The sequence below is a fragment of the Corynebacterium breve genome (assembly GCF_030252165.1).
Taxonomy (GTDB): Bacteria; Actinomycetota; Actinomycetes; order Mycobacteriales; family Mycobacteriaceae; genus Corynebacterium; species Corynebacterium breve.
In genome coordinates this window covers 1,384,702-1,396,967 of sequence record NZ_CP126969.1, presented here as the reverse complement: position 1 = coordinate 1,396,967, position 12,266 = coordinate 1,384,702, and the positions used below count along the sequence as shown (strand labels likewise).

At 57.9% G+C, this 12,266-nt stretch carries 15 protein-coding genes; 9 read left to right on the top strand and 6 right to left on the bottom strand.

Annotated elements, in window-relative coordinates:
• The first annotated feature begins 153 nt into the window (after positions 1-153).
• The 7 genes from QP027_RS06870 to QP027_RS06840 all read left to right on the top strand — a co-directional run bounded on the left by QP027_RS06870 (position 154) and on the right by QP027_RS06840 (position 6,620).
• Positions 154-1,182 carry a TRAP transporter substrate-binding protein gene (locus QP027_RS06870; RefSeq protein ID WP_284823538.1) on the top strand — a complete coding sequence of 343 codons (1,029 nt, stop codon included), beginning with the start codon at positions 154-156 and terminating at the stop codon, positions 1,180-1,182.
• The gene (locus tag QP027_RS06865) at positions 1,182-1,778 is read left to right on the top strand and encodes a TRAP transporter small permease (RefSeq protein ID WP_284823536.1); all 597 of its coding nucleotides are present in this window, start codon (positions 1,182-1,184) and stop codon (positions 1,776-1,778) included. Before QP027_RS06870 ends, QP027_RS06865 begins: the two co-directional genes overlap by 1 nt.
• Positions 1,778-3,082, top strand: coding sequence for a TRAP transporter large permease (locus tag QP027_RS06860; protein ID WP_284823534.1), 1,305 nt, complete (start codon positions 1,778-1,780; stop codon positions 3,080-3,082). The genes QP027_RS06865 and QP027_RS06860 overlap by 1 nt, the downstream gene beginning before the upstream one ends.
• A gap of 72 nt (positions 3,083-3,154) precedes the next feature.
• A complete protein-coding gene (locus tag QP027_RS06855) occupies positions 3,155-4,297 on the top strand; it encodes a sensor histidine kinase (protein ID WP_284823532.1) in 1,143 nt (380 codons plus the stop codon).
• Entirely contained in the window at positions 4,294-4,968 is a 675-nt protein-coding gene (locus QP027_RS06850; protein ID WP_284823530.1) for a response regulator, read from the top strand. Before QP027_RS06855 ends, QP027_RS06850 begins: the two co-directional genes overlap by 4 nt.
• Positions 4,969-5,022: 54 nt before the next feature.
• On the top strand, positions 5,023-5,880 hold the full coding sequence (locus QP027_RS06845; protein WP_284823528.1) for an ABC transporter ATP-binding protein: 858 nt from the start codon (positions 5,023-5,025) through the stop codon (positions 5,878-5,880).
• 2 nt (positions 5,881-5,882) lie between these two features.
• Positions 5,883-6,620, top strand: a complete 738-nt coding sequence (locus QP027_RS06840; RefSeq protein WP_284823526.1) for a hypothetical protein — start codon at positions 5,883-5,885, stop codon at positions 6,618-6,620.
• On the opposite strand, the gene QP027_RS06835 is transcribed toward QP027_RS06840, so the two are convergent.
• Genes QP027_RS06835 through QP027_RS06825 form a run of 3 tightly spaced genes read right to left on the bottom strand, consistent with a single transcriptional unit; the run spans position 6,621 to position 8,421 of the window.
• Positions 6,621-6,746 carry a hypothetical protein gene (locus tag QP027_RS06835; protein WP_284823525.1) on the bottom strand — a complete coding sequence of 42 codons (126 nt, stop codon included), beginning with the start codon at positions 6,744-6,746 and terminating at the stop codon, positions 6,621-6,623.
• Positions 6,743-7,294 carry a hypothetical protein gene (locus QP027_RS06830; RefSeq protein WP_284823523.1) on the bottom strand — a complete coding sequence of 184 codons (552 nt, stop codon included), beginning with the start codon at positions 7,292-7,294 and terminating at the stop codon, positions 6,743-6,745. The genes QP027_RS06835 and QP027_RS06830 overlap by 4 nt, the downstream gene beginning before the upstream one ends.
• Positions 7,294-8,421 (bottom strand): ATP-binding protein, encoded by a 1,128-nt coding sequence (locus QP027_RS06825; RefSeq protein WP_284823522.1) that lies wholly within the window; start codon positions 8,419-8,421, stop codon positions 7,294-7,296. Before QP027_RS06825 ends, QP027_RS06830 begins: the two co-directional genes overlap by 1 nt.
• A gap of 58 nt (positions 8,422-8,479) precedes the next feature.
• Between QP027_RS06825 and QP027_RS06820 the strand changes: the two genes are divergently transcribed.
• Positions 8,480-9,424 (top strand): CPBP family intramembrane glutamic endopeptidase, encoded by a 945-nt coding sequence (locus tag QP027_RS06820; protein ID WP_284823521.1) that lies wholly within the window; start codon positions 8,480-8,482, stop codon positions 9,422-9,424.
• A 70-nt stretch (positions 9,425-9,494) separates the two neighbouring features.
• On the opposite strand, the gene QP027_RS06815 is transcribed toward QP027_RS06820, so the two are convergent.
• Both QP027_RS06815 and QP027_RS06810 read right to left on the bottom strand, forming a co-directional pair.
• The gene (locus tag QP027_RS06815) at positions 9,495-9,983 is read right to left on the bottom strand and encodes a hypothetical protein (protein ID WP_284823520.1); all 489 of its coding nucleotides are present in this window, start codon (positions 9,981-9,983) and stop codon (positions 9,495-9,497) included.
• Positions 9,980-10,198 carry a helix-turn-helix transcriptional regulator gene (locus QP027_RS06810; protein WP_284823519.1) on the bottom strand — a complete coding sequence of 73 codons (219 nt, stop codon included), beginning with the start codon at positions 10,196-10,198 and terminating at the stop codon, positions 9,980-9,982. Before QP027_RS06810 ends, QP027_RS06815 begins: the two co-directional genes overlap by 4 nt.
• Before the next feature lie 128 nt (positions 10,199-10,326).
• Here QP027_RS06810 and QP027_RS06805 point away from each other — a divergent pair, with 128 nt between their 5' ends.
• Positions 10,327-11,532 carry a multidrug effflux MFS transporter gene (locus QP027_RS06805; protein WP_284823518.1) on the top strand — a complete coding sequence of 402 codons (1,206 nt, stop codon included), beginning with the start codon at positions 10,327-10,329 and terminating at the stop codon, positions 11,530-11,532.
• Here QP027_RS06805 and yaaA read toward each other — a convergent pair.
• Positions 11,516-12,235 carry a peroxide stress protein YaaA gene (gene yaaA / locus QP027_RS06800; protein WP_284826970.1) on the bottom strand — a complete coding sequence of 240 codons (720 nt, stop codon included), beginning with the start codon at positions 12,233-12,235 and terminating at the stop codon, positions 11,516-11,518. The genes QP027_RS06805 and yaaA overlap by 17 nt on opposite strands.
• Between the last annotated feature and the right edge of the window lie 31 nt (positions 12,236-12,266).

Sequence of the window (12,266 nt, the reverse complement as noted above, 5' to 3'; positions counted from 1 at the left end):
GGTTGAAAAACTTGGGCGTGAACAGGAGTTTTCGCCGTAAGGTGGCGTGCGTTACAACGATTGGTGTTTGTGATCTGTAGGGCGGTCGGCCACGATAGCTTTAAGTAATACCTCTCAGAATCGTGCTATTTTCTCACTAACCCGGAGCGAACCTTGATTAGACGCATTTTCGCAGCAGCCGGCGTGACCGTCGCCCTAGGTCTCACGATGTCCTCGTGTGCCAACTTGGGTGGACTTAACTTGGAGACGGTCGGAAACGAAGACCAAGTTACCTACGTCAAGCTTGCGCTTAACCAAACAGAAACCCACCCCAGCTACATTGCATTGGACAATTTTTCTCAACGATTTGAGGAACGCACCGACGGCCGCTGGGTTATCGACATTTTCCCCAACGAACAGCTCGGCTCGCAGCAGGAAGTGGTCCAGTTCATTTCCTCTGGCGCTATCGAGATGGCGATCGTATCAGGCACGCAGTTGGAGAACCTGAACAAGGATTTCCAGGTGCTCAATATGCCCACCACGTTCTCATCGATCGATCATCAAATGTCCGTGATCAGGGATCAAGACTTGATGGAGCCGATCTTCACATCCCTCGAGGAACGCGACAACATCACCGTCATCGGTGGATTTACCCAGGGAACGCGCAACATTTATACCAAGGGTGGGGCGATTACCAAGCCGGAGGATCTGGCAGGACTCAAAATCCGCGTGCAGGAATCAGACATGCACATCCGCATGATCGAGCTGATGGGGGCATCGGCTACGCCACTGTCCTACGGCGAGGTATACACCGCGATCCAGTCCGGGGTTCTCGACGGTGCGGAAAACAACGAGGTCTCCTACACCACCCAACAACACAACGAAGTCGCTCCCTTTTTCAACCGCACCGAACACCTTGTGGGTTTGGACTACATGATCATGCGCGCGGACCTTCGCGAGGCCATGAGCGATGAGGACCGTGCCATTTTCGACGAAGAATGGGACAACGCGATGACCGACCACACGGAGCTGTGGGCGGTTGAAACGGATCGGGCGATTGCCGAAGCAGAGGCAGACGGCGCCACTTTTAGCGATGTTGATCGAGAAGCATTCGAAGAGGCTCTTGCACCGATTCGTGAAGAGTTCTTGACCACTGACTTGCAAAACAAACTTTACGACGACATCCAGGAGGCGCAAGAGTAATGGCTGTACTCAAGAAAGCGTTGTTATCAACCCTCGGCGTGATCTCTGTAGTGCTTTTCGCAATTCTGGTCGCGACGACATCATGGCAGGTCATTACGCGCCAGATTCTCCACACGCCGTCGACATGGTCTGAGGAGTTTGCCAAGATCTGCTTCGTGTGGCTTACATTTCTTGGCTCGGCATTCCTCTTCGGGGAGCGAGGGCACATCGCCGTCGACTTCCTCGCTCGCAAACTTTCTGAAGGCGGACAGCGCGCAATGCAACTGTTTGTCCAATTGATGATTCTGGTTTTCGCCGGTGTCGGCATGACTTGGGGCGGAATCCTCGCCGCGAAAGTCGCGTGGCACCAAAACCTCACCGCATTGCCCTTTGCCATTGGCTGGGTCTACATCGTGATTCCGATCGCTGGAGTCTGCATCGCAATCTTCGCATTGATTGACATCGTGCAGGTTGCTACGGGTGCGCAGCCGGCATACCTCGAAATTGAAGACCCAGATGCACCACGCAATCACCAAGAACTGGAAGAAGCCGCCCAAGGTGAGATCGGCACACCGGACAAAGTCGCGACCGCGACAGACTCAAAGGAGGTCAAGTAATGTCCCCCGGTGCAATCGCAGCACTCATTCTTCTGGTTGGCGTTGTTGTTCTGATTGCTGCATCGGTGCCGATCGCCGTAGCGATTGGTTTGCCTTCGATGCTCGCAGCGATGGCGGTACTCGGTGTGGAAAACGGCGCGGCGGCAGTGACGCAGCGCATGTTTACCGGTGCTAATTCATTCTCACTCCTTGCGATTCCATTCTTTGTTTTGGCCGGTGTACTAATGAATTCCGGCGGAATCGCGTCTCGGCTCATCGATGCCGCGCGCGTGATTGTCGGCCGGCTCCCAGCCTCAATGGTGCAGACAAACGTGTTGGCCAACGGCCTTTTCGGCTCCGTGTCCGGCGCAGCTGTGGCGGCGGCCTCTGCAGTGGGTACCGTGATGACCCCACAAATGCGCAAAGACGGGTACTCACGACCATTCGCTGCAGCCGTGAACGTGGCATCGGCTCCTTCGGGCATGCTGCTGCCACCATCGAATACGTTTATTGTGTACTCGCTGGTTTCGTCGACCTCGATCGCGGCTCTATTTATGGCCGGTGTTGGCCCAGGCATCCTGTGGCTGATCGCAGTGCTTGCAGTCGGAGTTGTGTTGGCCCGAAAGGAAAATTACAAGCGTCCGACCGAGCATCCGCCGTTGCCGCTTGCAATGTTGGTGCTTTGGCGAGCACTGCCTTCACTACTTATGATCGTGATCGTCGTCGGCGGTATCTTGGCAGGTTGGTTCACCCCAACCGAGTCAGCGGCGATTGCAGTTTTGTACTGCCTGGCGCTTGGATTTGCCTACCGCGAGCTGAAAATCTCTGACCTACCGAAGGTCCTACTCGATGCTACTCGCACTACCTGCATCGTCATGATGCTGGTCGCTGCGTCATCCGCATTGAGTTGGGTGATGGCATTCGCTGGTATTCCGACGCTGATCGCAAATGGTCTGCTAGCTGTATCGTCGAGCAAGGTCGTCATCCTGTTTATCATCATGATCATCCTGCTGGTTATCGGTACCTTCATGGACCCCACCCCAGCAATTCTGATCTTCGTGCCGATCTTCTTGCCAATCGTGACCGAGCTCGGTGTGGATCCTGTGCACTTCGGAGCCATGGTCGTCATGAACCTCTCGCTCGGCGTGATCACGCCACCAGTTGGCAACGTATTGTTCGTTGGTGCCCAAGTTGCTGGGCTACGTATCGAGCCAGTCATCGCTAAGTTGTGGCCATTCCTCGGAGCGATCCTTCTCGCGCTCTTTATCGTTGTGTTTGTTCCACAGTTCTCTACGTGGCTGCCAACTGTGCTGGGGCTTATGTGACCGCTGAACTAAGTCAGCCCAATCAACCCTAGGGCTGACGCAACAACAAGCGCATCAAGATACGCTGACTTCATGGAGAAACACTGGCCACAGAACTATATCGGCGCGCCAACGCGGGTGGTCATCCTGCTGGCTGTTCTGGCCGGTTTTTCCAGCTTGAGCGGATACACCGAAACCCAATATAATTTCGCGTTTGCGTATGCGATCTTTGCGACTCTGTTTGTCGGCTTCCTTTTCCACCCGCGGTGGCCGAACACGATGATCATTGTGGTCGCCGTCGCCCTTACCTGCGCATTGTTTGATCCGTTGCTTGCCGAATCCTTTGTTAATGCGATCGCGGTGCTATACGCTTGCTACCTCGCTGCAGCGTATTCCAAACGCAATTTGATGCCGTGGCTCCTCGCCTGGTTGCTGATTGGAGTGGGCATCGGAGTGTCTCTGATGCTGTGGAAGGCACAAAAGGAATTCGGCGAAGAGGACCTGCTGGCCCGCGTAGGGCCTGCGGCATTGATATTCGTGCCCATCGCGTGGATTGTTGTCGGGTTCTTCTGGCGCCTTGGGTTGGATACGCGCAACCGCAAGCACGCGTGGGCAGCGCTGAAGGAACGCGCCGAGCTTGCCGGGGTGGTCGAACGCAATCGGATCGCACGCGAAATGCACGACATCGTGTCGCACTCGCTGTCTGGCATAACGGCGTTGGCCGACGGCGCGCGCTTTGCCGCCAAGGACAACCCTGGTGTCGCTGTGGATACTCTGGAGACCATCAGTAATGAATCGCGCCGAGCACTCGGTCAGATGCGAGGACTCTTGTCCGTATTGCGCGACGATTCGGGCCGCGAAGCTCTCGCTGCTCCCGGGACCGCTGAAATCGCAATGCTTATCGACGAAGCCCGCGCCAAAGGCACAGACATCACGGTGACAGGTCTCGATGAACTCCCTACCGACTTGCCGGAACTAACCCAGTTCACCTTGTATCGCATCTGCCAAGAGATGGTGACCAATATGTTGCGCCACGCGTCGTCGCCAAGCGGAACGCTCGAATTTGAGATGGGAAATCGCATCATAATTACCGCTGCAAACCCTGCTGACCGCGAACCAGTACAAGGCGGATATGGTCTGACCGGGATGCGCGAACGCGTCGCAGCCCACGATGGCACCATGCGCACTGAGTTTGATGGCAAAGAGTTCCTTGTTCAGGTGGTGATTCCCCGATGATCACAGTTGGGCTTGTTGACGACCAACCGCTCGTGCGCGCCGGGTTTGCGATGTTAATCAACTCGCAAGATGACATGACAGTGGCGTGGCAGGCCAGCGACGGCGATGAAGTTCCAGGTCAGGTTCACGTTGATCTTGTTCTCATGGACATTCAAATGCAACGTGTCGATGGAATTTCGGCGTGCGAGAGGCTTCTCGCTGCGGATCCGGGAGTCAAAGTTATCATGCTCACCACCTTTGACGATCAGGGTTTCGTGCGCGGTGCCATCGAAGCCGGAGCAAGTGGGTTCCTGCTCAAAGATGCTCAGCCCGAGGAGCTCCTCGCAGCGGTTCGCACGGTCTATGAGGGCAACGCGGTCCTAGCGCCCAAGGTAACCAAACACGTGCTGCAGGCCGCCCGCACACCACAGGCGCGCGCCACGGCCAGGGATGACCAGGCGCTGTCTGCGCTCACTCCGCGCGAGGTAGAGATCCTGCGTCTTATCGCACTGGGTCTGTCCAACGACGAGATCGCCAACCGGGAGTTCGTCTCGATAGCAACGGTAAAGACTCACATTCGCCACATCTTGATGAAGACCCAGTCGCGCGATCGCGTACACGCAGTGCTGTTTGCCCTGCGGGCGGGCCTCGTCGATGTAGCGGAGCTTCTCAGCCTAGGGGTTGACGAGTAGGTTTCACACTTGGGGCCGATGATCCAGGCTGCCCGGCTGGGCGACTATTAAGCCATGATCACAGTTGAAAACCTCACCAAGCGCTACGGGAAAACGTGCGCTGTAGACAACCTCTCGTTTACCATCCCCACAGGCGAAGTCACTGGCTTTCTTGGCGCCAACGGCTCCGGCAAGTCGACCACCATGCGCATGATCACCGGCCTGGAAAACCCCACCTCAGGAAGCGCGCTGATCAACGGTCTGCCGTTTCGCAAGCTCGCCCAGCCAGCCCGCGACATCGGCGCCATGCTCAACCCCACCTGGATCCCTGGGCACCTGACCGGACGCGGACACCTCCGCATGGTCGCGAACTACGCCGGTGTGCCGCTCGCGCTTGCCGACGACGCCCTCGAAGCTGCAGGCATCGCCCACGCGGCACGCCGCCGGGTGAAGGGATATTCCCTGGGCATGCGCCAGCGACTAGGCCTGGCCAGTGCGATGATCGGCAACCCCACGTACGTGCTTCTCGACGAGCCCGTGAACGGACTAGACCCCGAAGGCGTGACCTGGATGCGCAACCGGATTCGCGACATGGCCGCCGAAGGCCGCGCCGTGTTCGTCTCATCACACCTGATGGCGGAAATGCAGATCACAGCAGATCGATTGGTCGTGATCCGTCAAGGCAAACTCGTCGGCGAAGGCCCACTGAATGATTTCCTCGGTGCTGGCCACATCGAGGTGCTGTGTGATCGACCAGGGGAGTTGGCCAAGGCGTTCGTCGCTAAGCAACAGGGCGACACCGTGCTCATCGAGAACTCCACACAAGAAGAAATTGGCAACAAGGCCCGCGAATTGGGCCTTGCGATCTATGGCATGGAAACCAAACGCGTCAGCCTCGAAGACGCATTCCTCAACGCAACGAAAGTGAGCTAGACATGAAACTTGCACTTGGCGCAGCGCGCGAAATGTTCACCGCCCCGGCAACCTGGGTCTATCTCCTGCTGATCTGCGGTGGAATGGCCACTGGGGCCGTCCTTGCTGGATGGGCGCAAGGCCTCGATCAGACTTTTGATGTGTCGGCCCTCTCGATCGCAGCCGACTTGGCCACCATCGTAATCATCGTCGGTGCATCGATGATGGCTGCGGCCCCGTACTCACGGGGGAGCATTGGATTTGCGTATCTGTCGGACAACAACCGGGGACTCGATCTGGTATTCCGGCTGCTCCTGATCGTTGGAGCGTTGGTACTCGCAGGAATTGTCGGCATGGTTGGTGGTTACCTCGGCCTGACGCTCTTTGGCGCCGAGGTGGACCTGAGCTCCTTCAGCGACAGGGCGAATGGCGGCGGATTTATCTGGACCGCGCTGCTGCAATGGACTGTGCTGGCTGCGCTCGCCGCTGGTACTGCTATTGCTCTGCGAAACGGGGTGTGGGCCGTAGTGATCTGGATGGCAGACTTTTTCTTCATCGAGGGCATGCTTAGCCTTGTGGGTGCAGACTGGGCACGCGCTCTGCTGGGAGTGCTTCCAGTAGGGTTGACTCGCTTAGTCGGGCTCGGCGAATACCCCGTGGTGGATCAGTCGGTGCCGCTGGCGGTAGGAATCCTGGTGGCGTGGGTAATCGCGGTAAGCGTTGTCGCCTCTGTGATCGTGCGTCGCAGGCCGGTGGAGTAGCTAACCAAAAAGAGCAGCAGCAAGGCCCGCGACTACAAGAAGCACCACGGTTGCGATCACGATGCCGTAGACCCACCAGCGCGCCGGCTGGTGGGCCCAGTTGGTGCCGATATTGGTCTCATTCATTGGAGAAATAAACAACACCATGGGGTCGTTCGGTTCGTTGTAAAAGCCGAACGCACCACGATCGCCCAAGAGTTCTTTGCGCCGCACTTCATCGGCATCTGGGGAAACCGCTTCTTGTTCTTTGAGTATGCGCTCACCATCGCAACGATCAGCGCCAGAGAAAAGCCCACTGTACCCAACGCGCCAACCGCAAAACTCACCGGTGAATATTTCTGCCAGCCAGGAAGCGCATCGGTCAGAGCAGAGAAGGCAATAGCGCAGGCCAAGAAGCAGCCCAACTTAGCGATCCACAACTGGGTGTTGTCTAGGTTCGCCGCGATGCGCTGGGCCAAAGACTCCGAAAAAGGGATCGGTGAATCGGCTGGTACTTCGCCGCGGACATAAGCCAACCCACTCGGCGGCAGCAGCACCGCGATATACACCATGATCATTGCGCCGAACGCAAGGGGGAATGGGGCCGTGCCAAGATCGTCGAGACGCATCGACAAATACCCGAAAGTAGCAAGCAGGACGACAGTTCCTGCAATATAAAAGTGCTTCGGTTTCACTAATTCACCCTAGTCGGTCGTTGCTCGCGGCGGAGGTAATCACCCAAGTAGGGCTGCGCAAACTCCACTTCGCCCCAGCCAGCCGGCACGATGAGATCCCTGTCGATGAGTTTACCGCGCGTGTCCGACAACGCCGTCGTGGGACGATCCAGTGCTGTGGTCAGATCGGCCGTGGACACCTGTGCCCTGCCCGTTTGCGACTGGATGTGTGCCATCGCATCCAAATATTCACGCTGGCGAGGCGGCACGGCGCGCAGTGATGGCTGGTGCACCTGCTTGCCCAGGATCTCGATTGCTTCCTCGCTTATCGACGACACGTCGCGCCCCGTAATGGCATCACCCACAGCGTGATTCCACGCGAGGTACCCGATCAGCTGCACCAAGTATGGGTAGCCCTGGGTGAGCTCGCCAGCGCGCCGGGCAGCGTCGTTGAGAAAGGGCTTGCCGGCCTCTTGGGCTGTATCGCGCAGGGTGGCGGTGGCATCGTCAATTGTCAGGGGGCCGAGCTCGTAGTGGCGAGCGCGGCGCAAGAATGTCGCACCCGGCAGGTTGAGCAAGTTGTTCACTCCCTGGGTAAGGCCTGCCATCGCGAGGGCCACTTCGGCATCGTCGCGGACCAAATCTTGGTAGGCCACGGCGATCTCGGTGAGGTCTGCGGGGTTGGAGTCTTGAATCTCGTCGATGGTGAACAAGACGCCAGTGCCCTTGAGCAAGGTAAGCAGTTGGTGCAACCGGGTGACAAGGCGGGGAGCGACGGGTTGCTCGTCGACAAGCTCGCTGCGGACACCCCCAAGCCCTGCGACGTTGAACCCGGTGAACTTGCGTTTTGGTGCGGGTTCGAGCGACTCGATGAGTTCGGGGATGGTGGAGTTGGTGAGGGTCTCGGCCATGCCTTCGCGGCCCGAGGCGCGGATGACTACCCAGCCGGTAGCGCGGGCTTTATCTTCGAGCTCGGTGAGTAAGACTGTTTTTCCGATGCCTCGTGAACCGGAGATGATCAGCGAACGGTTGGGGTGGCCGGGGCCGGATTCGAGCGCGGTGGTGAACTCGTCAAGAACGGTCGTGCGTCCTGCCCAGACTTTCGGGCTGGCGCCGAACGTGGGGCGGAAGGGGTTGTTCCGTGGCATGCCACACATTCTACGCGTTTGATAAATTGATAAACAGTATCGAGCGTAAAATGGGGGCATGGATACCGGCACTTTCCCAGCTAGGAGGTCGGTCGACAAACGCCCGATCGATTCAGTCGACAGGTCGCCCATGGCCGTGCAGCAAATGCCCGCTTGGCGACGATCAATCACCCATCCCGCGATTTTGTGGCTTGTAGCCAACATCGTATTCACCTGGGGCCAGCTCGTATTGTTGCTGGCCCTTATTATTTTGCGCCAGGACCCCAGCGACGAAGCCAAACACGGTTGGACGATGTTCATTGCCAGCACGATCGGCTACGCGCTGATCTTGTGGCTGCTGGAGCGCCGCCGTCCAGTGGAACTGACCCGCAGCCCGCTGAAATTCCTGGCGGCGGGAATGCTCATTGGTGCTGGAACGATCGCCGCCACGGTCGGAGGGATCCACCTTCTCGGCGGTGTGGAATGGGGAACACCCAACGACAGTGTCGACTGGTTGTGGATCCTCATTTGGCTTGGCATTGGGCCCGCGATTGGCGAGGAGCTCATGTTTCGCGGAGTGTTCTTCCGCTATGCCGAACAAGCGCTGGGCACCTGGTTTGCGCTTGTACTTTCCGCAGCGCTTTTCGGGGCGGTGCACATGGGTAACGACAACGCCACGTGGTGGGGAGCTGTGGCCATCGCGATCGAGGCGGGCGTGATGTTCGGTGTCTTGTACGCACTAACCAGATCGCTCTGGTTGGTCATTGGCATCCACTTCGCATGGAACGTGGTGCAGGGGATGGTGTTTGGTTACAACGTCTCCGGTCTAAGCGGCTACGATGGCTGGCTCACGCCTACGCCGGTGGGAAATCCATTGATCAGTGGCGGGGCCTTCGGTGCAGAGGGTAGCGTCGTAACGATCGTAGTTTCCAGCCTGATCTCGATCTGCGGCATCGTGCTGCTCGTTCGAAGCGGCGGGGTCATTGCGCCAGCGTGGGCGCGAAAAGCAGCTGTTGGGCAATAGAGTCACCGAGATTAAACGTCCACCCCATCAAAGATGGCGTGGACGTTTGTGGTTATGCAAGGGTATCCGATTAGTCCTCCAACGATGCCTCGAGTCGGGCCACGTCGGAGTCATAGGCCTCTTGCATGCTCTTTGGGACTAGCCAACCGGCGAGGGTAATGCCGACGAGAATTCCAACGACCATACTGATAACCACGGATACGTCGCGCTCGCCACCGAAATACGTGTTGTACACGATTCCGAGGAACATGAGGACGATGAAGACCATTCCAATGGCCAAGTACCACCGTGGAGAAACGGCCTTCGGGCGTGGGGCATAGTTCTTCATCCAGACATTGCCGGCCATTTGGCCAGACAACGCGGGGACGATTGCGAGCGCTGCCCACATCGATTCGGGACCACGAAGAACCCATGCTAAGACGGCGCCCACAACCATCGAGGCTATGGGGACCATCCACATGCCTACAGTGTTGGCTTGGTGAGTCATAGTCGCGTGATACTCGTCATCGGATGTGCGTTGGGTGAAGGCGATTGCTGCGTCGCCAAATTTCTTGATCATTGCTGCTCCTGTTCGTCGCCGAAGAGTTCTTCGACTGTTTTTCCTAGTGCTCGTGCGATGTCAAGTGCGAGGTGTACCGAAGGGGAGTAGTTGCCCTTTTCGATATTGGCAATAGTCTGGCGGGAGACGCCTGCTTTCTCGGCGAGTTCACTTTGGGAAAATTCATGCCAGCGTCGCCATTTTCGCACCATATTGGGGTGTGTTGCTTCGTCCATGTGATCTCCTCTCTATAACATATTGTAAACTGTAAAATGCTCAATGTAAAGGAAACTGGTCAGACTGCGCAGTTGTATGCCCGCAGTTTCGCAATATACCCAGCGGGGTATTACTGTTGAAAACTATTATGGATAAAGAATCAAATTCCACGATCGCGCCTGTGCTGCTTGTGGTGCTCGCCGCAGTATCCACCATCGCGCCGCTGACGATCAACATGTATCTCTCGGGGCTGCCGCAGCTCAGCCGGGAACTCGGCGTTGGGCAGACGGCAGGCCAACTTACCCTGACCGCGTTCCTCGTTGGCATGGCCGTCGGGCAGATTGTGATCGGACCGATCTCGGACTCCGTAGGCCGGCGGAAGCTATTCGTGGGCGGGGCGTTCGTCTTGATCTTCGCCACCGTTCTGGCAGCCGTTGCGCCAAGCATCGCCGTGATGTACACCGCGCGCGTGCTTCAAGGCCTCGCGGGTGGCACGGCCATGGTGCTCGCGCGTGCCGTCGCCGGAGACCTAGTGCAAGGCAAGGAACTCGCCCGAATCTTCTCGCTGTTGATGGTGCTTGGCGGTGTAGCACCAGTGATTGGCCCAGTGATCGGCGGGATCGTCGTTGACCAAGTCGGTTGGCGAGGCGTTTTCTGGGTCCTTGCGATCTTCAATGTCTTGGTGTGGATCGGAGTCGTCCGCGTTGTCCCCGAATCCCACCCCGAAGAAAACCGCCAACCGCTAAGCTTCGCGACCCTCGGCCGTGCCTTCACGGTGCTATTCCGCGACCGAGTTTTCCTCGGGCACTCGCTAGGCTTCATCTTCTCGTTTGTCACGATGTTCGCCTACGTCTCAGCATCCCCGTACGTCCTCCAAGAACACTACGGGTTCACGCCGTTGCAATACTCAATGATCTTCGCCACCAACACAACCGGCCTTTTCATCGTCGCACTACTTAACGCGCGACTCCTGAAAAAACACACCCCGCTGTTTCTCGCACGCATCTACAACGTCGTGCAGTTCACCGCCACGATTTATCTCGTGATTGTTGCCCTGCTCGGTCTCAACAAGTGGTTCATCCTGGTCGGCCTGTTTTTCGTCGTCGCCACCAATGGCGGCAATATGGCCAACAATTCCGCCATCGCCATTTCGCGCGCGGGATCGCTCACCGGTACCGCGTCGGCGATTATGGGATCGGGCCAGTTCCTCTTCGGCGGCATCGTCAGCCCGATCGTCGGAGTAGTGGCCGCCTGGGGAATTTCCCAACCAGTCGCGATGACCGTGGTGATGCTCATCGCCTGCACCATCGCCACCTTCGGCATCCAGGTGATCGGCGCTAAACAACGAGCGTAAGAACCGTCCCCTCCACCTCGGTTGAGAAGCCGGCCGCCGAAGCGATTTCAGCCACGCCAGCTATGTCGGCAGCATCGCTTATCGACGACGCCAGCGCCCGCGCCAACTGACCTTTGTAGTGCTTATTAAAGTGGCTGACGACCTTGCGCGTTCCGTCTTCTTGCACCGACTCAACACGCACCGTCATGGCGCCCGGGGCCTTGCCTAACTGCTGGTACGTGCCGCTTCGCATATCGACGACGAACTCGCCCGAGTCCTCCAAAACCTGAGTGACCAGCGAGCCCCAGCGTGCCTTCATAGTCGGTATTGTCCCGTCGCGGCGGGGGAGTTTCGTGCCCCCGCTGAGTCGATACTTCGGGATCATGTCGCCCGCCCGGACGATACCAAATAGCGCGGAGCCGATGGCCAGACGACTCAGGGCGTCGTCGTTAAGCGAATCAGCATCAAGAGCGTCGTAGAGGACACCCGTGTAGCGGAAGATCGCAGGCATCACAGGGGCGGTCCGTAGAGTGAGGTTGGCCTCGGCCTCGGGAAGCATCTTTTCCGAGATCTTCAGGATCGGCAATTGTGCCGTAGCGGAGAGTGCAGCCAGGTCATCCATCAGCTCCGCACGTACGGGGTTGAGCGCGGGAAACGATACGTCCATCGGGTCTCGTTCTCCGCCGGCAGCTTTGGTTTCTGAAGGTGGCAGCACAATCAACATGGTCTCGAGGCTACCGGGTACGATAATCGAC